Below are 22,024 nucleotides of genomic sequence, written 5' to 3'. Positions count from 1 at the left end.
TCGAACTTGAATGTGGACCCGCCACTCCCCCCGGACCGGCCGCTTTACAAACCACATCGGCTCGCCTGCGTCGAGTACGCGAGCGAGATGGCTGATGTGTGGTGACGACGCTCGCGCGGCCGGCTTATGAAAATTCTGGGGATAACCCGCAGGCGTTGCGGGCAGGCTCTTGCACGGCGGCGGCGATGATGAGCCGTGAGCTGATCAATGCGCTCCCGCTCAGCGGGTTTCGCCGTCACCGCGATTGTAGATATCGTCGCTGCGGATGATGTCGTCCTCGCCGAGATAAGTGCCGATCTGGACCTCGATGAGCTCCAGAGGAACTTTTCCCGGATTTTCGAGCCGGTGCCACTGGGTGGCGACGATGTAGACGCTTTCGTTCTCGCGGACGAGTTTCTCGGTGCCGTCCACGGTCACGCGGGCGGTGCCCTGCACCACGACCCAGTGCTCGGAGCGATGATGGTGCATTTGCATGGAGAGGATGCCGCCCGGCTTCACGTGCAAGAGCTTCACCTGGAAGCGCGGGCCCATGTTGAGCGTCTCGAAGAACCCCCACGGCCGATAGCTTCTGAGGTGCTGCTCCTGCTCCTTGCGGTTCGCGGCCTTGAGGCGGGTGACGAAGCGGGCAACATCCTGTGAGCGGGATTTGTCGGCCACCAGCACGGTGTCCGGCGTCTCCACGATCACCAGATCCTTCACGCCGATGGTGGAGATGAGGGCCTTCTCGCTGCGGATGTAGCAGTCGGTGGTGTCCTCGGTCAGCGCGTCGCCCTGGATGAAGTTGCCCTCCGCATTGCGCGGGGCGGCATCCCAGAGCGAGGCCCATGATCCGAGATCGCTCCAGCCGATGGAGAGAGGCAGCACGGCGGCCTTGTCGGTCTTCTCCATCACGGCGTAGTCGACGGAGATGCTCGGCGCCTTGGCGAAGGCTGTTTCATCGAGGCGGAGAAAGCCCAAGTCCTCGCTCGCATGTTCGAGCGCTTCGCGTGCCGCGGCCAGCACGGCGCGGTTATGGCGGGCCAGCTCGTCCAGATAGGTGTCGGCCCGGAAGACGAAGATACCGCTGTTCCAGAGGTAGCGCCCATCCTCGAGGTAGGTTTGCGCGGTTTCCGCGTTCGGCTTCTCGAAGAAGCTGTCGACCTCGAAGGCGCCCTCGGTGCCCTCCGCGAGGGCGTTGCCCTTGCGGATGTAGCCGTAGCCGGTGTGCGGCTCGGTGGGCGCGATACCGAAGAGGACAATACGCCCGCGGCTCGCGACCTCCGCTGCGCGGCGCACGGCGTCCGCGAAGCCCGCCGTATCCGCGATCACGTGATCGGACGGCATGATGGCGAGGATGGCAGCGGGATCGCGCCGGGCGGCGAGGAGCGCGGCGACGGCGATGGCAGGGGCCGTGTTACGGGCGCTGGGCTCCAGCACCACGCTCTCCGGCTCCACGCCCGCCTCGGCCGCGTGCTCGCGCACCAGAAAGCGGTGCGCGTTGTTGCAGACGACGATGGGGGCAGCGAAGCCATTCTGCGGCGCGAGGCGCGCGAGGGTGGCGGAGAGCAGGCTCGCCTTCTCTCCGTTCAAACCGCTGACGAACTGCTTCGGATACATGGCCCGCGAGAGGGGCCAGAGCCGGGTTCCCGAGCCGCCCGACAGGATGACCGGGATAATCAAATCCCAAACTCCCCACTTGTCACTTAAGCCGCTGGAACCGACGAAGCTCCGCTCCCGGGGCTGGATGGAGATTCACCTGAGGGCGGGTGATGGGCGAGGATCAGCGCGTCGAGAGCCTCGTGCGCAGCGCGCAGGGTAAAGGACAAGGCCCGAACCGAACCATCGAGGTATGAACGCTTTGAGGTTGGATCACGAAGAATGCGCGCACAGAGCTCTACAGCATCACCCACATCGCGCATGACGGCCGTCACGTCGACGTCCGGCGTCTTGCCTGCGCGAACCGCTGCGTGGAACTCGTTGGACATGCGGTCCAGCCGGCTGCAATGATTGGTGAGCTCGATGATAAGCGGGTCCAAAATTCCTTTGTTTGACACGCAATGCCCCCGTGTAGCTCGTCATTAGAAACAGTCAGCATTGATCGTTCGCTTGTCGTCAATGGTTCGCAAGCGACGGTACCTGAGTGTGCGAGATCGACTGGTCAGGACTAGATCCAGCCGTGGCAATGCATTGCCAAATCCCCACCTGACGGTTGCACGTTCCGCGCAGCTCTGCAACATTTGCGTGTAGACTGAATGTCGCGCCTCGTGAAGCGCAAAGCCCAAATAAGTGTGGCGTCCTTCCGTACTAGGAAATCCAGGTTCACGATCACGGGACCGGAATGGGGGCTCTACCAATGGGCAGAGAGGGGCGCGTGGTGGAAGAGTTCGTCAAGCCTCGCGCGGGTTGCGCGGGTGGTGGACGTCGGGAGAGCGTTCAAAGCAAAGAAGGCACAGTTTGCGATTTCGAGGCCCGGCTTGAAGGGGCGGGCCTGCACCCAATCAACGACACGGTAGAGAGCGATATGATCGCCAGGAAACTCGTCGAAATGCGCGTAAAAACCGACGAGTTTTGGCTCTGACGTCGGCCTGATGCCCGTCTCTTCCTCGAGTTCTCGCGCCAACGCCACATCCACGGTCTCCGCGTGCTCAACGCCGCCGCCTGGAAAATGCCAGCCCGGACGGTACCGATGTTCGATGAGGAGGACATGCCCGTTCGGCGCAAGCACAACGGCCTGCACGCCGAGTGTTACGATGTGAGCCTCTCGCTTTTCTTTCACGGAGCATCCTTGCCGTTGACAACTTGGTGCAATGTACGCAGCGCCCTGCAGAGAATAAAGCCACAAAGCGATGTCGTCGGTTGACCATGGTGCTGGAGGCTTACTTGCCAAGCCCTTGCGGGGGACCGGTCCGCCCCATTCCGCGGACCATCTTGATCGGGTGCGGGAGACGCTAAGACTTGTCGTCGTCCGGTTCGGCATGATGCCCCTTCAAAAATAGCGCGGCCCCTTTTGAAGGGGGAGCTGTCAGGACCGCACCGCCTTCCGGTATGATCATTTGGGGTGAAGCGTGCGGTGCGCTACGGCACGATGATAGGTACGCAAACGACGAATGCCAGTCGATGGACCGAGTGTCCAAATTATCTTTCGATCTGTCATTGATTGCGGCGTGACGCCCGGCAAGGCTTTGGGGATAGATATCTCCGTGCGTAAGATCATTCACATCGATATGGACGCGTTCTTTGCGTCGATCGAGCAGCGGGACAACCCGGAGCTGCGCGGGAGGCCTGTGGCGGTAGGGTATGCGGCGAAACGCGGCGTCGTGGCCGCCGCGAGCTACGAGGCGCGAACGTTTGGCGTGAGATCGGCCATGCCGTCGGTCACGGCCCTGCGGAAATGCCCGCACTTGGTGTTTGTGCCCCCACGCTTTGAGGTCTACCGGGCGGTGTCGATGGAGATCCGCGCCATCTTCCTTGAGTATACGCCCATTATTGAACCGCTTTCGCTGGATGAGGCCTTCTTGGACGTGACCGAGAACCTGCGCGGCGTTCCGACCGCCTCTCAGATGGCAAAGGAGATCCGCGCCCGTATTCGGGAGCTGACGGGTCTCACGGCATCTGCCGGAGTGTCCTACAACAAATTCCTGGCGAAGCTCGCATCAGACCAGCGGAAGCCCAACGGGCAGTTTGTTGTGCCTCCGGAGATGGGCGAGGCGTTTGTCGAGGGGCTTCCCATCGAGCGGTTTCATGGTGTGGGGCCTGTGACGGCGGAAAAGATGAAGCGGCTTGGGATCCATACCGGTGTTGATCTCAAGCAGAAAGCTCTCCTCTTTCTGGAGGAACATTTTGGGAGATCCGCAGCTTGGTACTTCGGCATTGCCCGGGGCCAGGACGACAGGCCGGTCGTGCCCAACCGTCCCCGCAAATCTTCTGGCAGCGAGACGACCTTTGATCGCGACCTCTTCCTTGCTGAGGAAATTGAGGAAGGGATACTTCGCATGGCGGAGGATGTTTGGGTTTGGTGTCAGGATAAGCAGATCTATGGGCAAACCGTCACCGTTAAAGTGAAGTATGCCGATTTCCAGACCGTGACACGCAGCAGGACGTTGCAGTCACCGATCCGCTCGCCGGCGCATTTGCGTGAGCTTTGCGTGGCACTTGTCCGCACGGTTTACCCGGTGACCATTGGCATCAGGCTGGTCGGCGTGTCGGTATCCAAGCTGTCGCAAGGCGGAGAGACAATCCTCCAGATGGATCTTCCGATAGGGGATGGCGAAGACTGAACAGGAGCCCGTGCCGCGGCAACGTCGGACGACCGATTTCGGGCTCGTTCCTGGCTCATTAGGGAATGTATTTGGCTACGTCACTTGCCATCACCGATTCTCAGGACCGTCTTCGTGATTTCGTAGGTGGCGGACATGCCGGTCAGCGCGGCATTGGCCATGTTGGTTTTGGTTTGGGCCATGCGCGCCTGCACCGCGAGCATCTTGCTCGAAGCGTCGTAGCTCCAGCTGAAAAAGGTGCTGCGGTTGGGACTATTGTCATAGTGGCATTGGAATGTCGTGGTTGTGACGTTTGTCTTCAAATTCGCGATGTTCATGACGACGTCGCCTCGTTGGCAATTTCCGATGAAGCCGCTCTTGGTGGCTTTCACGGAGACGGATGTGGCGCCTTTCGAGATGATCTCCGCAAGACTGATGTGGCGGGTCGATGATCCGCTGAATCCCTTCTTCGTTCTTACGTAACCGGGGTAGCTGTCGAACTCGACCTTGGGCAGCGCGTCCATGATGGTAGCGGTGGTCGTGGAGACGGTTGCTCCGACGCACCCGTCTGTGTCGGCTGGTTTGTAGAACTTGTTCCTCTTGTTGCACGTGAGGATGGCCATCAGGTCCTTGTTGACCTTGGTGATGGCGGCGCTGATCAAGCTGTTCTGTGCGGCGATGTTCACTTCAGGAGACGCTTCGCGAACGTTCTTCGGCAGGGGCGGTGGCCTCGAGGGCATGGGTTCCCTGCAAAGCGATGCAACTTGCAAGACTGAGAACGAGGACGGTGGATTTCATGAGCATAGCTTTCATTGTTCGATGGTGACTTGAATATCAATGCAGCCATGCGCATCAGCGGCAGTGTCGCCGGGGGCGTATAAGCGGCCTTTGGCCGTGCATTCAAGAAGGGCATCTGCCTGGGCTTGCAGTGTTGAGACTTCGTTCATTTGGGCCGAGCGAATTTGCGCCTGATGGCGAAGCAGGGCTCCGTTGGATGCGCGGCTGTTGGTGTCGGTCACGCTTTCCAGGGCGTATGCGGTGCAAAGGGGCCCTATGCTTGCAGCGAGTAGGGTGATTGCGCACATAAGCTGACGTGTAAGCACTCTTGCTCTCCTTTGTTTCGGTATAATTATGGAGGGAGTGCAGAGCAGTCCTGACAGGGTATGCGGATGCGCCTGTGATACGGCGGGTTGGTTTTCATCGTGCCGATCGGTGTGCCGAAATAAAAAACTGCATCGAGGAGTTGAAAAAGCGTCCGGGCGACCCATACCCCGATTGTTAGGTTCTTCAACCGCATGCCCTCCGCGCATGCGGGGGGAGAAAGGAAACATCGATGCTTAAAGTGTTGGGTTCCGCCGTTTTGTTGACGGCGTCGCTTGTTGTGGTCCTCTACGCATTCGGGACGGGGCTGGCGATTCTCGATGAACAGACGGCTTGGTTCGGATCGGACGCGCTGTTCCTGGAGGTGCCGGCGTCGGCGCTTGTTGGGTTTACATGCGCATTCGCCGTTTGGGTGACTGCTGTATCGAGGATACTGATCCAAAAACGATAGTCGAAAAGGCCTGTCTCCGAAGTTCAAGGACAGGCCTTTCTTTATGCGGGTTGTTCCAAAGTGCCGGGTGCGAATTTTCCAACAACGAACGCCATCTCAATGGCGGGGGCGAGTTTCCGGTGTCATGTATTCCCCGCCGAAGGTCTGGATGAACCGTTCGGCATCCTCCTTCACGGCAAAGCATCGTACGTTCCACCACTCCCCATTGCGGACAAAGCAATGCCCACGCGGTGACACGTCGAGGCCGTTGCAGAATGCGTGTTGGGGCGGCCAGTGTGAGCGGCATGACAGCCGTTCGGGCAATGCGACTTGGTGGGGCCACTGCCGGTCGATCATGCTCTTGCTGAGTTCGCCTTTCCGCCGCATGGACAATCTCCGTCTTGACACTTCGGGAGAATGAGAACAAAAAGTGAACAAAAATCAAGAGGGAGTTTTTCATGTGGGTCCGGGTTGTTGAGATACGCACAAATCTACATGTTCCGCTGATGGCGGCACCGGTTGCAGCTGGGTTTCCGTCTCCGGCGGAAGAGCACGAAGACCGCCCGCTGGATTTCAATGAGTTGCTGGTGAGGAACCCTGCCAGCACCTTCGCTGTGAAGGCGCAGGGCGACAGCATGGTGGGTGCCGGCATTCACGACGGCGATATCTGCGTTGTCGACCGGTCGTTGAAGCCGGTGGATGGCTCCATCATCGTGGCGCTGGTGAACGGTGAGTTCACGATGAAACGCCTTCGCATGAGAGCTGGGCGCGTGTGGCTCACGCCGGAGAATATCAACTACCCGGATATCCCCATCACTGAAGGGACTGAGTTTGAGATTTGGGGCGTGATCCCCAAAAGCGTGCGGATGCACGCGCCGTAACCGATAGCGGACGGAGAGGTGGAGCGGCGATGACGTGTTTGGGGCTGGTGGATTGCAACAACTTCTATGTCAGTTGTGAGAGGCTGTTCGATCCGGGACTTCGTCATCGCCCGGTGGTGGTGCTGTCAAACAACGATGGATGTGCCGTGGCGCGGAGCGATGAAGCGAAGCGGCTCGGTATCAGGATGGGCGATCCCTGGCATTTGCATCGGGCGGAGTGGCAGCGCAAGGGCGTGGTCATTCGTTCGTCCAACTACGCGCTCTATGGCGATCTGAGCCAGAGGGTGATCTCGATCCTGAGGCGACTTGCGCCCAGCGTGGAGGTTTATTCGATCGACGAAGCGTTTATCGACCTGGCGGGCTTAGAAGGGCGTGAGGAGGGGATTGCGCGGGAAATGCGGGCGACGATCCTGCAGTGGACTGGCATTCCGGTGTCCTTTGGGCTTGCGCCCACCAAGACGCTGGCCAAGGTGGCGAACCGGGCGGCGAAAAAGGACGCGGGGTCGCAAGGCGTGAAATCGTTGATGAGCCGTGAGAAGCAGTCGGATGCACTGGCGAAACTCGAGGTGGAAGAGGTCTGGGGTGTGGCGACGCGTCTTGGGCGCCGCCTGCGCGCGCTCGGTATCACGACCGCGGTGGATCTCCGCGAGGCCCAGCCCGATCTGTTGAGGCGGGAGGGAGGCGTGGTGGTCGAACGCATCGGCCGGGAACTCGATGGGGAACGATGCCTGATGCTGGACGAGGGGTCGAAACCAGCTAGATCGATTATGGCGTCGCGCTCGTTCGGGCGGCCGGTCACAGCACAGCGGGAACTTGAGGAAGCAGTGGCGAGCTTCGTGAGCCGTGCGGCAGAAAAACTTCGTCGCCAGAATCTCGCTGCAGGTACCGTGCTGGTGTTCGTGCATACCAACCCGTTTAAGACCACCGAGCGCCAATACAGTGCATCCGACGTGGTGAGGCTACCGGTGGCTTCGGCTGATACCTCGAAACTCATTCACGCGGCGTTTTGTGCGGTGAGGCGCATTTACAAGCAGGGGTATCGCTACACCAAGGCTGGCGTGATGCTGGATGCCATAGAGCCGGCAGATGGGGTCCAAGGAGATCTGTGGGCTTCTGCGGATGATTGGAAGGGCAAGACCCTGATGCGTACGGTTGATCGTCTTAACCGCGTGTGGGGGCGGGGAACGATGGTGATGGCGGCTTGCGGGGTGAACAAGCGCTGGGCCATGCGTTCCGAACACCTGTCTCCGCGCTACACGACGCGCTGGGAGGAATTGCTGCGGGTGTGATTGGGGGGCAGGGAGCGGCTGTAGTGCTCATTGTGGAGATTCGGGGGGTGTAATCTAAGCGCCCTTTGCCTCTTGGAACGCGTAAGTGAGAGCCATGATGATTGAGGTGCCGGTCGAGCCTTCCGGAGGAACGGCTTTGTCAGTTTCGATTGTGAAACCGGCTTTTCGTAAGGCGGCTAAGGTTCTGGCGAACAGTCTATGGTCGTTCTGCGCCGTGAGCGCAAGGTGCGGAAAGCCGGCAATCGGCAGGCGCTTGGATGTCATGGGGTGCCCAGATAAGCGGCAAGTTTCGGAAGCGAAACAGCCAGACTGATAAGTGTACGATTCGCAAAGGTTGGTGTTTGGCTTTGTTCGGGCCATGATGCCGCGATGGCAGGGGAGCCCGCGCGTGTCGTGCAGCTGGGGAGCGAGAGGCTCCCGCGCGGCGTGGACAAATCACCCCACAGCGCGCAAGCGGAACAGGCGCTGCTGGGTGCCATCATGGTCAACAACCGCTTCTATGACGAGCTTGAGGGCGCGCTGAGCGCGGAGCACTTCTATGTGCCGGTGCACGGCGCCATTTTTGAAGCGATCGAGAGCATCATCAATGCGCGTGGGGGTGAGGCGAACCCCATCACCATCAGCGAGCGCCTGAAGGGAACGGCCTTCGATGCGGAAAAGACGCTGTTTCCGCATCTGACGGCCATGTTCGAGAACGCGTCCCTGGCCGGTGACGCCAAAAGCCTTGCGGACGTCATCATCACCACCTTCCGGCAGCGGCAGCTGATGGGCCTTGCGGAAAGCGTCCACACGCAGGCGCGGGCGGCAACAAAGCCCGAGGACGTGGAAGCCATGCTCGAGGCGGTGGGGAGTGAGGTCTTCCGTCTCACGGAGATCGGGCGGAAGGACGCCGCGCGTGACATGCGCCAGAACCTCATCGAGGTGATCCGGCAGGCTGCGGCTGCAAAAGCCACGGGAACGGGCGTGACGGGTATTGCGAGCGGCTTCACGGACCTCGACAGTTTGCTCGGCGGGTTCCAGAACAGCGACTTGGTCATTCTCGGTGCGCGGCCGAGCATGGGGAAGACGAGCCTGCTGCTGAACATGGCGCAAGCTGTGGCGACACGGCACCTCGCTGACGGCGCCAATACGGCGCCGGTGGGCGTGTTCAGCCTGGAGATGAGTGCCACCCAGCTGACGCAACGGCTGGTGGCCAACGCGCTCAATATTTGCGCGAACCGGATTGCCAATGGTCATTTGTCCGACGGCGATCTGCAACGGATGATGGGAGCAGCCAATGAGCTCCACAGTTTACCTCTTCACATCGACGATACACCGGGATTGAGCGTCGGCGCCCTGCGCTCACGGGCCCGTGAGATGAAGCGCAAGTTCGGCATCGGCCTCATCATCGTCGACTACCTGCAGCTGATGATGTCTCCCATCAAGGGCGACTACAACCGTGTGCAGGAGATCACGCAGATCAGCCGTGGCCTCAAGATGGTGGCGCGCGAACTGGACGTGCCGGTGATTGCGGCAAGCCAACTGTCGCGCAGCGTTGAATCCCGCGACAACAAACGTCCCTTGCTCTCGGATTTGCGGGAGAGCGGCAGCATCGAGCAGGATGCCGACGTGGTTCTCATGCTGTACCGCCACGACTATTATCTGAAGGCGGGGCTTGGCGCGGCGGATGAAGCCACCGCGTCAACCGACACCGAGCGGAAGCGCATCGCGGATGTAAAGGCCCAACTTGAAGCATCGCGTGGCATCACAGAAGTGATCGTCGCAAAGAACCGCAAAGGCCCCACTGATACCGTGAAGCTTATGTTTGATGGAGAGACGACCACCTTCAGGAGTTTTTCCGCTCGGTAGAAAATGCGGTGAGGCGGCGCATTCTCGTTCGCTGCCGGAGAGATGAAGAGAGCGAAGAACGCTCATTGGCTCCTAAGGCGGGAGTGTTGAGATGCAACAGAGGGCGAACGAGATCGGCGTTGTTAGACTCCCATTGCATACGCCGTGCGCACACAAGGTTCTGGACCGAGCGCAGGTTTGTCAGACTGCGTCCATGCGAAATCGCCGCTGCCCTTGTTGCTCCTATACGCTGACGTCGTGGACGGACGGCGAGTATTGCCAGGTGTGCCGTCGAACATTTGTGAAACGATCGCTGCTTTACAGAAAGTGCCTCGGCTGGGTGAGCATTCCCGAGCGTTTGCTGGGGTGCATTGCCTCGAAGATCGACCCCACGGAGGAGCTACGGCAGGTCTTTGTATCGGAATGGCATTGGCCGTTTTTCCGCTACGTGAAGCTGAGGGATGTGGACGGGTACTGGGATGCGCGGCGGGCACGTGGTGAAAGCGTGGAAGGGCCGATGAACCTGATCAGACAGAAGGGGGCCATTGCTCTTCGCAAGGCCCTCGGGTGCGTGGGCGGGATTATCGGGGAGATATCGTTACGGGATACGCTGTTCGGCATGGGACAAGGGGTTGCCTGCCTCGTCGGAGTGGCGTTGTGGTTGGCACTGATGACCTTGCTGTGCGTGACGAGCTTGCTGCTGACGGGCAGGATGCCGTGGAGGGTGAGGCGTCATTTCACTTGAACAGGTCTCCTTGCCTGTGACGGACGACAGCGTGGAGATAGGTGGGGTTTTGGGCCTCGCGGTCTGCCCAGGCTTTGAAAAAGGATACCGCGCCGCCGGCCGCGTCGAGTTCCGCCTGCTCCAAACCATGGCGACAGTATCCGCGTACGCCAAGCGGAAAGGGGATATCCTCCGGGGCACGCAGGGTGATGACGGTCCATCCCGTGATATTCCGATCGCGGGTGGTGCAGACTCGGCAGGTGATGCCGCGCCAGATAAGCGTTTCATAGATCGTGGCTCCGTTACGCGGCATTCTGTGCCTCCTTGGGCATGAAGCCCATGAGGTAGCGCGCCGCTTCCGCAGCTTTTGCAGCCGCCGTGAAGATGGCTTTCTTGTCCAGTTTCATGACCGTGAGCCAGTGCAAAAGGTACTGGGCGTGGTCTTTGCGCGGTTCGGCGCAGATGCCGAGCTCGGCGCACAGATAGGCGGCGCCCAATTCGGCAACTTATCCTGACAGTCTGAAATCGCGTCAGACGGTGAATAGTGAAAAGTGGTCCTGTCGCAAAACGACTACGCAAAGCTATTCGTAGCGTGCAAATACCTCCGTCTTGCCACCCCGCTTGAGCAGCAGCACCTCATAGGCCTCGCGACGATCGCCGGACTCCATCCCGGGTGATCCTATCGGCATACCGGGGACGACGAGCCCGATCGCGTCGGGGCGCTCTGTTAGCAGCTTCTGGATTTCACGCGCGGGCACATGGCCCTCGACGACATAGCCGCCGATGCGCGCCGTGTGGCAGGCGGCCAACGTGGCGGGTACCCCGGCATCCAGCTTGGCACGCATCAGTTGGCCCATTGCCAGGTCTTTAACCGTCACCTCGAAACCAGCAGCGTGCAGATGCCGAGCCCAGGCATGACAGCATGAGCAGCCCGATGTGGTCATCATCTCGACCGAAGCTGCCCTTGCCGCTGCCGGAAGTAGGATCACGAGAAACGACAGCAACTGTGCGATGCGCCTTCCTTTAGTCATGGTAACGTGAGCGCTCGTCCGGCGGACCGCTGTTGTCGCTCTTATCATCGCGTTTGATCCTGACTGGGTTGGGCGAAACGATCGCCGATGAAACTGGCAGCAAGAAGTACAAGCACGCCGCCCGTGATCGCCACATCGGCCAGATTGAACGTCGGCCAGTGCCAGCCGAAGGCATGGAAATCGAGAAAATCGGTAACAAGGCCGTCACTGCCACGGTCGACGATATTGCCGACGGCGCCGCCAGCAATCAGTGCAAAGCCAAGACGCTCGATCCAGACCCGCGATCGCAATCCGAGCCACACGACGAGAAGGGTCACCAGCAGCGCGAATCCGATCAGCAGCATCCGCGAAAGGTCGCTCTCTGCGGGAAAGAGGCCAAAGCTGATGCCAGGGTTGTAGCCGAGGCGCAGGTTGAAGAAGGGTGTCACCTCAACGGTGCGCCGGGCTGGCGTAAGCCAAGCGATCATCGCTGACTTCGACCACAGATCCAACATCGCGACTGTCATAACGACTAGTCCGAAGGCGACCGGCGATGACTGCAGGAGCTTTGTCGAGCTCTTCATGCGCTGGCCTCCACCGGGCGGAGGTTCTTGCGGCGGTCTCGGGTGGTGCGATCCTGCTCGCGGCCTGTGAGGCGCAGCAACCGTAGGGCATTGAGCGTGACAAGGATGGTCGCGCCCGTATCCGCCATGATGGCGAGCCACAGACCCGTCGCGCCAGTGATCGTCGTCACGAGAAAGATTGCCTTAAGCCCTAGAGCGATGACGACGTTCTGAGCGATGTTGCGGCGGGTGCGTTGCGACAGCTCGATCATGTCAGCTACACCGCCGACATGCTCATGCAGCAGCGCCGCATCAGCCGTCTCGAGCGCCACGTCGGTGCCACCACCCATGGCGATTCCGACGTCAGCTGCGGCCAATGCCGGTGCGTCATTGATGCCGTCACCAACCATCACTACGGTGCCTTGGCTCTTGAGGCGCGCGATCTCCTGCAGCTTGCCGTCGGGGAGCAACTCGGCGCGTACCTCGAGGCCCATCGCTTTGCCGACCGCGCCTGCCGTTCTCCGATTGTCACCAGAAAGCATGATGGGTGTGACGCCAAGCTGGTGGACCCGAGTGATGGCCGCAGCAGCGTCCGGGCGCGGCTCGTCCCGCACGGCTATGAAACCAATCGGCGCTTTGTCCTTGGCGACAATCACGACGGTCTTGCCGCTCTCCTCGAGCGCGGAGATGGTTGGGTGCGTGTCGGGCACGTAGTCCAGGCCGGCCGCATGGCGCGGCGACAGTATTTCGATGCGCGCGCCTGCAACCACGCCTTCAACAGCCTTCCCGGCGATCGCTCGCTGATCGGTCGCAGTGGGCACCGCAATCCCGGCACTTGTGGCGCGCTCGGTGATCGCGCGAGCGATGGGATGGCTCGAGCCCTGCTCCACGGCTGCAGCGAGGCTTAAGAGCGCATCGGCCGTGCCGTCGATGGGCACGATATCCGTGACGACCGGCTTACCAACCGTAAGCGTGCCGGTCTTATCGAAGGCGACCGTGCGAGCGCTGCCGATGGCTTCCAGTGCCGCGCCGCCCTTGATCAGCAGACCGGAGCGTGCACCGGCTGCAAGCGCCGACGCGATGGCGGCCGGTGTCGAGAGCACGAGCGCGCACGGGCAGGCGACCAGCAGAAGACCCAAGCCGCGATAGAACCATGTGCTCCAGTCCGCGCCAAATGCCATCGGTGGCAGGACCATGGTCAGCGCTGCGATCAGGATGGCGATGGGCGTGTAATACCTACTGAAGCGATCAATCAGTCGGGCTGTCGGGGCCTTGGTCGCCTGTGCCTCCTCGACCATGTGGATGATGCGGTTGATCGTATTGTCCTCGACCCGCCGGGTGACCTGAACCTTGAGAGCGCCCGTTGTATTGACGCTCCCGGCGACGACACTGCTGCCGGGCGTCTTCGGAACCGGGATCGATTCACCCGTCACAGCCGCCTCGTCGAGATCGGACGAGCCGTCGATGATGGTGCCGTCGACAGGTACTCGGTCGCCGGGACGCACAAGCACGACCTGACCAATGCTCAGCGAGTCGATCTCGACAGCCCGCGTCACATCGCCCTCGACCAGCAATGCGGTGCGCGGGATCAGTTTGCCGAGCGCCCGGATGCCATCGCGCGCGCGGCGGGCGGCAAGGCCTTCCAGCAGCTCGCCCAGAAGGAACAGAACGTTGACCAGGGCGGCTTCAGAACTCGCGCCCATGACGACCGCGCCCGCGGTAGCGAGCGAGACCAGCATCTCGATGCTGAACGGCGTGCCCGCACGTGCGCTGGCGACGGCGCGGCGGCCGAAATAAGCGAGGCCGATGAGCGCCGTCGGCAGGAATGCAAGCTGCTCGCTTGCAACTCCGCTCAGCCACGCAACGAGGCCAACCGCCGCCGACGCAAGGAGCAATCCCATGAGCCGAGCCTTCGGTGTGCTCCACCATGTCTGCTGATCCTCGTCAGCTGCCGGCGCTGCTCCCGCACGCGATTCGGCCTGCTCACGACCGTCGAGGGACTCGATGTGTTGGGTGCGATAGCCGAGCTTCGTCACCGCCTGGATGACCGTATCCGGGGGTGTCGTGGCCGCATCGAGGCGAACACTCAAGATCTGTGTCGCGAAGTTGACGGCGATGTCAGATGTGCCCGGCAGCTGCCGCACAGCCGTCTCGATCTTGGCCGCGCAGGAAGGACAGTCCATGCCGTCCACACGGAACTTCTCGTCGACGCGAGATATCGGCCGAGGCGCTATCGGCTCGACCCCATAGCCGAGCTTGCGGACGGCGTCCCCGATGGCGTCCGGACGCGTCCCGTCAGCCGAAGCGCGGAACGTCAGAACCTGCGTCGCGAAGTTGACGGTGACGTCCGAGACATCCTCGAAACGGCCGACGGCGGTCTCGACCTTGGCTGCGCAGGACGGACAGTCCATTCCGCTTACTTGGAAGCGATGCTCTTGGACTGCTGGCATGGTTTGCTCCGGAGGATCTTGGCTTGTCATTCAAGGCCATGTTACAACCTATAGCTACTATAGGTTCAAGGGGATCGTTATTGATGACTGGTCAAGAACTGAGCATCGGCGGCCTTGCCGAGCGGACGGGCACCAATGTGCAAACCATCCGCTACTACGAGCAGATCGGCCTGATGCCGCGGCCGTCGCGCACCGAGGGCAACCAGAGACGCTATGCTGCCGACCACGTGCGCCGGCTGGCGTTCATCCGCAATGCCCGCGATCTCGGCTTCACGATCGAAACCATCGTCACGCTTCTCGATCTCGCTTCGAAGCCGGACCGGCTTTGCGGCGAGGTGATTGAAATCGCGGAAGCGAACTTGGAAGTCGTCAGGGAGCGGCTCGCGCGGCTGCGTGCCCTCGAGCGGGCACTCAAGGATTTGGTCACCTCGTGCCATGGCGGCCAGATGAAGGACTGCCGGATCATGGAGGCACTGAGCGATCCTCGCCGGTGATTGAGACGGCGTCAGAGCCTGGCGAGGACTGCCTGCAACTTGGTTCGAACCGTGTGCGCGAGCTCAGTCAACTCCGGTTTGCCAACCCGCTCCATCGATGCGGCCGGATCAATGGCGGCGACCTCGACTTGGCCGTTGCCCACGTCCTGCACTATGACATTGCAGGGCAGCATGGTGCCGATCTTGTCCTCGGCCTGCAGGGCGCGGTGCGCGAGCGGCGGATTACAGGCGCCAAGGATACGATAGGGGCGCCAGTCCACGCCGATCTTCTTCTTGAGCGCGGCGCTTACATCGATGTCGGTCAGCACGCCGAACCCCTCCTCCTTGAGCGCTGCCGTCACCTTGTCGATGGCGGCGTCGAACGGCGCCCGGATGGTCTTGGCAATATAGAAGGTCATGACGTCACCTGCCGAGAATGTCTTGCCTGCGCCGCTGGTACTCCTCGCGATCAATCTCGCCCTTGGCATAGCGCTCGTCGAGCAGGTCGAGGGCGCGGCTGCCGCCAAAGTGCCGCGGCTCATCCGGCCAAAGCTTGCGAACGAGGAAGATGACCCCGGCCACGATGAGGCCGAGAAACAGCAGGGGCATTAGCATGTGCCATGGCCCCCACCACCACATCCATTCATGCATTGGCCAGCCTTGAGGATTGGTCTGCGCCCAGCCCGGCACTGCGAGTACCGGGACAAGGGCCAAAGCCAGGGTGAAGCTGCGGAGCATCGTGGTCCTCACATCATGCAGCAGCCCATGCCGAGCAGCTGATCTGCCTTCGTCTTTTGATCCGGTGTCAGCACGGCATAGAGCGCATCGGTCGCCGGTCTCAGGGCTTTGAGGGCCTCAACCATGCTCTCCATAGCCTTGGTATGAGCGTCGAGGCGAGCAACGGCGGTGCCCGATTGCCACGCCTGCATCATCCCCTGGTGTGTGCCCTGCATGGCCGACTGGCGCGCCTTGACTGCCGTGACGTAGCCGTTCCAGGCCGCCGTCTGCGCCTCGGTGATGCCGAGCTCAGCCTTGAGATAGGCGAGACGGCCCTCGATCGCCGGGCCCGTCATCATCATGCCGGGACCCATGCCGCCCATGGGCATCTGGCCCATCGTCATGCCTTGGCCGCCCATCATGGGGCACCCCATCATGCCGCCGCCCATGGGCATGCCCGGACCCATCATTCCTGGACCCATCATGCCCGGCCCATGCTGCATTTGCTGAGCCTGTACACTGATGGCCCCGGCAAGGAGCGTGGCGGAAACAAGGATGCTCGCAAGGAGCGATTTACGTGTGTTGCGCATGGTCAACCTCCAGACAATGGTAGCATGCAAAAATCTATAGCTTCTATAGCTTGATGAACGCATTGACGGGAGTCAAGTTCAGACCTCCTTGCGCGCGGTGAGGTCGCGGCCCTCAGAACACTCGGATGGCTTTGCGATATTTTGTGATGTCTGCATCGATCGCCTCGCGCTGCAGCGGCGATAGCCGCCTTGTCTTGAGCAGTTCCTCGCCGTCGGTGATGGCCTTGGCCCACAGCGGGCGGTGGCGGTCGGTGATGCAGGAGTTGGGGCAGCGGTCGGGGCGGCACTGGGCCATGGCCGGCCGGCTGTGGTCGGTCTTGCCGTTGAGACAGAGGGCGGTCGCCGGGTCGAAGAAGCAGTCGCTCAACACGCCGACGAACAGCGTCTTGGCCACGTGCGCGAGCATGGCGCGGACGCGCGCGGGATCAGCGATGTGGCCGGGGAGCGGCTCGAGCTTGTCGGCGGCTTGGCTCAGCTCATTCGAGATGCGGGCTGCAGCCGGTCCCATCAGCACCTCGCCGGCACGGTGGTGCTCGAAGTAGGAGAGCACGTCGTCGAGCTGGCCGAGGACGCGCTCGCGCTCGACCTCGTTGCGAAAGCCCGATCGGCTCGAGCCCGCGTAACCCTCGTAGGCAGCGATGCCGCTGTGCTTGTACTGGATCATGCCGGCGACCGTGCCGAACGGCCGGTTCGCGATGTGCCAGGCGACCGTGCGCCGGAACTGGCGCGTCGTGATGCGCCACGGCTTGCCGTCCGGGCCGGGCGGGATGATCGGCGCCTCGGGCGTGCCGAACTGAGCGTTCAGGTGGTCGCGAAAGGTGTTGAGCTGGCGCACGATCTCGGCCGAGATGTGATCCTTGCTGCCGTGGTCACTGAGCACCCTCCACAGCGTGTCGCCACCCCGGCGGTGCCGGATGTGCTCGGTCAGGCGCTCGAGCACCGTGATGGCCTTGGCGACGGGCTCGACGGTGATCCACTTCTCCGCCTGGCCGCGCACCTCGCGCCGCTTGTAGACGGTGCTCTTGATCCGATACCGCTCGATAAGGCCGTCCTCGCTACGCTCGACATCGAGACAACCCGAACGCATCGCCTGCACCTCGCAGTCGCGCATGCCGGTCAAGTAGGCGCAGACGATATAGCAGGCTGCCTGCAGCATGCGCTCCTCGAGGAGCAGAGATTTGGCGTCGAAGCGCAGCCGCCAAGGCTTGCCGGTGTCCGGGTCGATCGAGATGGCCGTGTCCATCCCGCCAACCTCGGTGCCGAGTGCATCGATCGCATCGAGTACGAGTGCCTTGGTCGTCTTGCGGAGCAGCACGTGCTGGGCCGGCTCGGCCTGGGCGTCGAGACCGATATGCAGATGGATGAGGAGAGCATTCACCGGCGGCGTCGAGGTGCCCGTGATCGGATCCTGGCGGACGGCACCATTGTGCGATGTGGTCCAGATCGGCACGCCACGGCCGTTGGCGCGCAGCTGATCGAGATAGGTGATGAGCCGCTGCCGGCGGCGTTGCTTGCGGGTGGACGGCGAGAAGCGCCTATCCTCGGTGACTAGTGTTCTGTGACGTTCCTCCAGCGCCTCGAGCTCGGCGCGTGCGGCTAGGATATCGGCCGAGAAGACGGTGATGTACTTGAGCGACCATTGCAGCAGGGGAGCGATCACCGCCTCGGGCAGGCGCGGCGTCTTGTTCTCGCCCGCGGTCTGCTTCGAGCCGGCGACGACATGCGCCGAGCGTCCCTTCCACGGCAGCAGTACGAGTCCGCCGGACGGCATGTGATCCCGAAAATGGTGGAGATCGACGACGACCTCGAGCAGATGCGCGACCTGAATGGGGCGGCGCTGCGGATCTGCCGTCAGGTGATTGCGGTAGGCGTCGAGCGTGGCTTGATCGACACGGGCGAGATTGCAGTTGCCCTTCTTCTCGGCCACAAACTCTAGGAACCGGCGCGCCCGGTTGAACAGCTGGCGGATGCTGCCGGGCGGCAGGCGGCCGCGGTGCCCGGGAATATCGAAGTTGAGCCGAGCATAGAGAAACTCCCGCAGCGTGCGCGCGACGCTCGCGTCCTCGATGCCGTCGAAATGCGCGGTGACGTGGCAGACCCGTGCGTTCTCGCGAAACACGGCTGGCGACAAATCCCAGGTGCTGTCCTCGAAGCGGGACAAGGCCGATCGCTTGTGGCCGCGGCGCAGGGCTGCGCTCTCCAGCACCGGCTTGCCAGCAAGCTGATGCGGGGTGGCGGCCGGGACGAGCTTCAGGGCCGTTGCCTTGCTCATGCGCGCGTCTCCAGCGGCAGATAGGGCTGATGCTCGAGCGCCTTGGCCTTCTCGCGCGCATCGGCAACGACGGCCTCCGAGAACGCCGGCAAAACTTGCTGTGTGACGCGCGACCAGGGGCGGCCGAACTTGGCCCACCAGTCGGCCTCGGCCATCTCGGTGCGGCGCACGACGATGAAGTCGAGGAACGCGATGATGGAGGGCAGCTTGCGCGCGGTGATGACGGCATTACGGCATTCGAGGCAGCCCCAGAACGGCTCGGCGCACGGCTCGCCGTCGGCCGCGAACGGGCTGTTGTGAAAGCCGCTGCAGCTCGCCAGCCAGACATCCTGCTTGCCGCTCAACATGGACCGAACCTGGGCGGCCGGCACGGGAAGCTGCAGCGTTGAAGGGGCCTTGCGAGCGACCGCCTCCTCCTCGGGCGTGACGATGCGAGGCTGCAGCGCAGAGCTGAGCGCATCGTTGAGGCCGTCGACGACGGCCTGCTCGTGCAGGTGGCGCAGCGATGGCAGATCGGCGTAGTGGCGGGCGGCGACCTCCGGCGTGTGGCCGACGGCGAAGCGGGCCATATCGCCCTGGGACTTGGCGTACCAGAGCGCCTTGTGCGTCTTGCGCAGGCGGGAGAGCAGCAGAGGCAGCGGTTGGCCAGCATCATCGACGAGATTGTGGCGCGCGACCCAGATATCGATCATCTCCTGCGGGTGCAGAAAGCGATCGGCGAGGCGTCCAGTGTGGAAGTAGAGCCATAGGCTGTCGCTCGGCTTGTGCTTGCGGGCGGCCGTCGTCAGCTCGATTAGAGTCCGGATGATGCCGCCCGGCGTGGACGACGCGCCGTCGCGGACGCGCAGCCGCTTCCACTCCGATCCCCGTGCGCGGCGCTTCACATAATCGATCTCGACCGTGCCGGACGCCGGATTGCGCAGGCAGTCGAGGCGCAGAGCCTTAACGCACTCGGGCTCGAGCCCCGTCTCCAGGCTGAGCAGGACGAAGAACGGGATCACGTCCTCGGCGAGCAGATGGCGGCGGGCGTGCAGATCGCGGATCGGCGTGCCGTTCTCGAGACCGAGCAGGTGAAACCGCCGGTAGAACGAGAGCAGGACCGGATGCGTATGGCCGATCGTGCCCTCGGCCTCGATCACCTCGGCGGCGGCCTCGAGGTGACCGCGCAACGTGGCGTCGGCATGCTCGATCGGGGCTGGCGACTTGAGCCGGCGCGTGATGGCCTGGATATCGGCTCGCGCCGCATCACGCAGCTGCTTGGCGACGTAGCCGCTGTAGGCATCCCGTGGCGTCGACCTGCCGAGCGATCGCGCGCTCGTGTAGCCGAGCCGCTGCCGCAGCTTCTCGTCGAGCAGGCCTGGCCGGCCCGCATCGATGGTGCGCAGCGCGATGATGGCCTTGGCGATAATGGTGTGACGGTGAATGGTCGTCACACCCTGAGCCTCGAGCCAGCTCTCGAATCCGTCGATGTGCTCAGCTCGCAGATGCTCGGGGCCGTCGATCGTGGGCGCGGTCTCGTTGAGGAACACGAAGAAGCGCTTCAGGCCATTGAGGTGCTGCAGCACGGTCGAGCGCACCATGGTCGGCGCGAGCTCCCGCAGCGCCGATCCGAAGGCGAGCGCCAAACGACGCGGTCGCAGCACGACGAGTTCGATCAGGGCCGTGCCGCCATGTGCAGTGTCGACGGTGAAGCGCAAGCCGGTGACGGCATCGGATCTCCGTGCCGATGACTGGCCATCGGCACGCTTGAATGAGACCCGCTGCCCCTTGCGCGGCCGCGCCTTGCCCTTGCCGCTCATGCCGCCGCCTTGACCGTTTGCGGCGTCTCGATGCCGGACAGCAAATCCTCGACGGCGGCGTCGACCGTGTCCTGGCAACCGGCCAAATGATCGAGGTAGATATAGGTCGTGGCGACGCTCGCGTGCCCGAGCAGGCGCTGAACTTGCTGCAGGGGATCGCCGAGCAGCCGGCGATAGGCCGCGCCGGATAGATCCTGATCCTTGTGCGCATCGCCGAACCGCTGCCGGATCAGCAACGCCAGCATGTGCACGGCGAAGCTGTGCCGCAGCTGATGCGGGCTGACGTCGAAGGCGAGGCCGGCGGCCTGGCAGCGGCGGGAAGCGCGGGTGAAGGTGACCTCCCACGTGTTGGGAGCGACGGGCAGGCCTACCTCGCTGAGCCACAGGGCGGCGGGCTCGATCGGCGTGTCGTCGTTGCCTCGAATGACGAGCCGGCGGCGCTCGTCCGGTGTCACGGTGTCGAGCCGCATCGGCCTCCGCTCGCCGCTCGCCGTGGCGACCTCGATCCTGCCGGCGTTGACACCGCACGTCAGGGCCGCCGACATGCGCATGATGCCGCCGCGCATCTTGAACTTCTCGACGGCGACGGCGCGCTCGACCTCCAGGTAGCTACGCAGGCGGGCGAGCAGCGAGGCCGGGATGCGGATGGTGCGGCCCTTGTCGCCCTTCGTCAGTGAAGCAGGCAATCGGAAGGCGACCTGCTTGTCGCGGCCCACGCTGGCGCGGATCGCCTCCTCGATCTCCACGGCGAGCAGGGATGAGGCCTCCTCGAGCCGGAGCCCAGTTGAGATCAGGAGATCGGCGAAGAGGGCATTGCGGCTGCCGTTGCGGTCGCGGGCGCCGGGCCGATCGCTGCCCTCGGGGGTGAGCCCGAGCAAGCCGACATCGCGGAAGTGCCGGTAATCCTCGATGGTGATGAACTTGACGTCGGAATGCTTGGCGGCGCGCTCGTAGGCTTGGTTGCGCGTTACGGTCATCGTGCGGCCACGGCCGGATGGCATCCGGCGCCACACGTCGCGATAGTTGAACGGACTTTGGGCTATGAGACCCTCCTCGACCGCCCATCGATAGAGCTTGTCGAGCGCCGCCACTGCGCGGTTCCAGCTTGCGGCGGAGATGCGGTTCGCGGCCTCGTCGTGCCGCCGGGCACGATGGTAGGCGCCCACATCCTCGCGCGTCGCTAGCCACACGGTCTTGCCGCGTGCCTCGTCGAGGAAACGCACCCAGACGAGGAGATCGTAGGCGTAGCTGCGCAGGCTGTGCTGCGAGCGCACGCCATTGAGTGGCAGGTCCGCGAGGAAGCGATCGAGATGGGGATCGTAGGGCGCGCCATCGCGCAGGATGGCCGGCGCCCCTGCCGTCCGGCTCCAGGCGGTGACATTGCCGTTCTCCGCGGCCGACCGCGCACTTGCCTCCAACAGCGTGATCATGAGACGAGCCCCCGCTCTCGACGCACGCACTTGGACATTGAAAAGATGCGCTCCGCCGCTGAGCCCTCCGCTGGTCCGCTACGCGTCCCAGCTCCGGCCTCAGCGGCGGAGAACCACGGCCAACGCTGAGGTCGATGGACAGCGAAATCGTGGCCTCAACGCCCGTATCAGAGTTCGCTGCGAGTCGCGCCGGACTGTCCAGATAATTCACAGCCAGACTGTCCAGATAACGC

24 protein-coding genes are annotated in these 22,024 nt (G+C 62.7%); 7 read left to right on the top strand and 17 right to left on the bottom strand.

Annotated elements, in window-relative coordinates; translation table 11 throughout:
- Positions 1–219: 219 nt before the first annotated feature.
- The 3 genes from F812_RS0114370 to F812_RS0114360 all read right to left on the bottom strand — a co-directional run bounded on the left by F812_RS0114370 (position 220) and on the right by F812_RS0114360 (position 2,956).
- Positions 220–1,656, bottom strand: a complete 1,437-nt coding sequence (locus tag F812_RS0114370; RefSeq protein ID WP_425337469.1) for a mannose-1-phosphate guanylyltransferase/mannose-6-phosphate isomerase — start codon at positions 1,654–1,656, stop codon at positions 220–222.
- A gap of 26 nt (positions 1,657–1,682) precedes the next feature.
- A complete protein-coding gene (locus F812_RS26600) occupies positions 1,683–2,033 on the bottom strand; it encodes a hypothetical protein (protein ID WP_156827433.1) in 351 nt (116 codons plus the stop codon).
- Positions 2,034–2,326: 293 nt separating this feature from the next.
- Positions 2,327–2,956, bottom strand: coding sequence for an NUDIX domain-containing protein (locus tag F812_RS0114360; protein WP_083929200.1), 630 nt, complete (start codon positions 2,954–2,956; stop codon positions 2,327–2,329).
- A 130-nt stretch (positions 2,957–3,086) separates the two neighbouring features.
- On the opposite strand from F812_RS0114360, the gene dinB reads away from it, so the two are divergent.
- Positions 3,087–4,256, top strand: coding sequence for a DNA polymerase IV (dinB, locus tag F812_RS0114355; RefSeq protein ID WP_020086678.1), 1,170 nt, complete (start codon positions 3,087–3,089; stop codon positions 4,254–4,256).
- An 80-nt stretch (positions 4,257–4,336) separates the two neighbouring features.
- Here the strand turns inward: dinB and F812_RS0114350 are convergent, their stop codons facing one another.
- The gene (locus F812_RS0114350; protein WP_156827432.1) at positions 4,337–4,975 is read right to left on the bottom strand and encodes a hypothetical protein; all 639 of its coding nucleotides are present in this window, start codon (positions 4,973–4,975) and stop codon (positions 4,337–4,339) included.
- Between the two features lie 69 nt (positions 4,976–5,044).
- A complete protein-coding gene (locus tag F812_RS0114345; protein ID WP_156827431.1) occupies positions 5,045–5,254 on the bottom strand; it encodes a hypothetical protein in 210 nt (69 codons plus the stop codon).
- A 314-nt stretch (positions 5,255–5,568) separates the two neighbouring features.
- Between F812_RS0114345 and F812_RS0114340 the strand changes: the two genes are divergently transcribed.
- The 3 genes from F812_RS0114340 (at position 5,569) to F812_RS0114330 (ending at position 7,936) form a co-directional block, all read left to right on the top strand.
- On the top strand, positions 5,569–5,787 hold the full coding sequence (locus F812_RS0114340; protein ID WP_020086675.1) for a hypothetical protein: 219 nt from the start codon (positions 5,569–5,571) through the stop codon (positions 5,785–5,787).
- A 437-nt stretch (positions 5,788–6,224) separates the two neighbouring features.
- A complete protein-coding gene (locus tag F812_RS0114335) occupies positions 6,225–6,647 on the top strand; it encodes a LexA family protein (protein WP_051113840.1) in 423 nt (140 codons plus the stop codon).
- Positions 6,648–6,676: 29 nt separating this feature from the next.
- Positions 6,677–7,936, top strand: coding sequence for a Y-family DNA polymerase (locus F812_RS0114330; RefSeq protein WP_020086673.1), 1,260 nt, complete (start codon positions 6,677–6,679; stop codon positions 7,934–7,936).
- 54 nt (positions 7,937–7,990) lie between these two features.
- On the opposite strand, the gene F812_RS0114325 is transcribed toward F812_RS0114330, so the two are convergent.
- Entirely contained in the window at positions 7,991–8,200 is a 210-nt protein-coding gene (locus tag F812_RS0114325) for a hypothetical protein (protein WP_020086672.1), read from the bottom strand.
- Positions 8,201–8,305: 105 nt separating this feature from the next.
- On the opposite strand from F812_RS0114325, the gene dnaB reads away from it, so the two are divergent.
- Positions 8,306–9,784, top strand: a complete 1,479-nt coding sequence (gene dnaB / locus F812_RS23980) for a replicative DNA helicase (RefSeq protein ID WP_020086671.1) — start codon at positions 8,306–8,308, stop codon at positions 9,782–9,784.
- A 280-nt stretch (positions 9,785–10,064) separates the two neighbouring features.
- Complete coding sequence (locus tag F812_RS0114315) at positions 10,065–10,508, top strand: hypothetical protein (RefSeq protein WP_156827430.1); 444 nt, start codon at positions 10,065–10,067, stop codon at positions 10,506–10,508.
- Here the strand turns inward: F812_RS0114315 and F812_RS0114310 are convergent.
- The 5 genes from F812_RS0114310 to F812_RS23975 form a co-directional block, all read right to left on the bottom strand.
- Positions 10,501–10,800: a hypothetical protein gene (locus tag F812_RS0114310; protein WP_020086669.1), complete on the bottom strand. Its 300-nt coding sequence runs from the start codon at positions 10,798–10,800 to the stop codon at positions 10,501–10,503. The genes F812_RS0114315 and F812_RS0114310 overlap by 8 nt on opposite strands.
- Positions 10,790–10,984 (bottom strand): zincin-like metallopeptidase domain-containing protein, encoded by a 195-nt coding sequence (locus F812_RS0114305; protein WP_020086668.1) that lies wholly within the window; start codon positions 10,982–10,984, stop codon positions 10,790–10,792. The genes F812_RS0114310 and F812_RS0114305 overlap by 11 nt, the downstream gene beginning before the upstream one ends.
- An 84-nt stretch (positions 10,985–11,068) precedes the next feature.
- Positions 11,069–11,518: a DUF411 domain-containing protein gene (locus F812_RS0114300; protein WP_040497730.1), complete on the bottom strand. Its 450-nt coding sequence runs from the start codon at positions 11,516–11,518 to the stop codon at positions 11,069–11,071.
- A gap of 44 nt (positions 11,519–11,562) precedes the next feature.
- Positions 11,563–12,081 (bottom strand): signal peptidase II, encoded by a 519-nt coding sequence (gene lspA / locus F812_RS0114295; RefSeq protein WP_020083905.1) that lies wholly within the window; start codon positions 12,079–12,081, stop codon positions 11,563–11,565.
- Positions 12,078–14,510, bottom strand: coding sequence for a heavy metal translocating P-type ATPase (locus tag F812_RS23975; protein WP_083929010.1), 2,433 nt, complete (start codon positions 14,508–14,510; stop codon positions 12,078–12,080). The genes lspA and F812_RS23975 overlap by 4 nt, the downstream gene beginning before the upstream one ends.
- 83 nt (positions 14,511–14,593) lie before the next feature.
- Between F812_RS23975 and F812_RS0114285 the strand changes: the two genes are divergently transcribed.
- The gene (locus F812_RS0114285) at positions 14,594–15,004 is read left to right on the top strand and encodes a MerR family transcriptional regulator (protein ID WP_020083907.1); all 411 of its coding nucleotides are present in this window, start codon (positions 14,594–14,596) and stop codon (positions 15,002–15,004) included.
- Positions 15,005–15,015: 11 nt separating this feature from the next.
- On the opposite strand, the gene F812_RS0114280 is transcribed toward F812_RS0114285, so the two are convergent.
- From F812_RS0114280 to F812_RS0114255, 6 genes are all read right to left on the bottom strand, one after another.
- Positions 15,016–15,402 carry a DUF302 domain-containing protein gene (locus tag F812_RS0114280; RefSeq protein WP_020083908.1) on the bottom strand — a complete coding sequence of 129 codons (387 nt, stop codon included), beginning with the start codon at positions 15,400–15,402 and terminating at the stop codon, positions 15,016–15,018.
- Between the two features lie 4 nt (positions 15,403–15,406).
- The gene (locus tag F812_RS26835; protein WP_198011110.1) at positions 15,407–15,598 is read right to left on the bottom strand and encodes an SHOCT domain-containing protein; all 192 of its coding nucleotides are present in this window, start codon (positions 15,596–15,598) and stop codon (positions 15,407–15,409) included.
- Positions 15,599–15,729: 131 nt separating this feature from the next.
- On the bottom strand, positions 15,730–16,290 hold the full coding sequence (locus tag F812_RS0114270) for a Spy/CpxP family protein refolding chaperone (RefSeq protein ID WP_020083910.1): 561 nt from the start codon (positions 16,288–16,290) through the stop codon (positions 15,730–15,732).
- Positions 16,291–16,402: 112 nt separating this feature from the next.
- Positions 16,403–18,562, bottom strand: a complete 2,160-nt coding sequence (locus F812_RS0114265; protein WP_020083911.1) for a hypothetical protein — start codon at positions 18,560–18,562, stop codon at positions 16,403–16,405.
- Positions 18,559–20,361: a hypothetical protein gene (locus F812_RS0114260; RefSeq protein WP_020083912.1), complete on the bottom strand. Its 1,803-nt coding sequence runs from the start codon at positions 20,359–20,361 to the stop codon at positions 18,559–18,561. The genes F812_RS0114265 and F812_RS0114260 overlap by 4 nt, the downstream gene beginning before the upstream one ends.
- On the bottom strand, positions 20,358–21,791 hold the full coding sequence (locus F812_RS0114255) for a tyrosine-type recombinase/integrase (RefSeq protein WP_020083913.1): 1,434 nt from the start codon (positions 21,789–21,791) through the stop codon (positions 20,358–20,360). Before F812_RS0114255 ends, F812_RS0114260 begins: the two co-directional genes overlap by 4 nt.
- Positions 21,792–22,024: the final 233 nt, after the last annotated feature.

Source organism: Hyphomicrobium zavarzinii ATCC 27496, assembly GCF_000383415.1.
Lineage (GTDB): Bacteria > Pseudomonadota > Alphaproteobacteria > Rhizobiales > Hyphomicrobiaceae > Hyphomicrobium_C > Hyphomicrobium_C zavarzinii.
The sequence above is the reverse complement of the archived record's forward strand: the minus strand, read 5'-3'. Positions and strand labels throughout refer to the sequence as shown.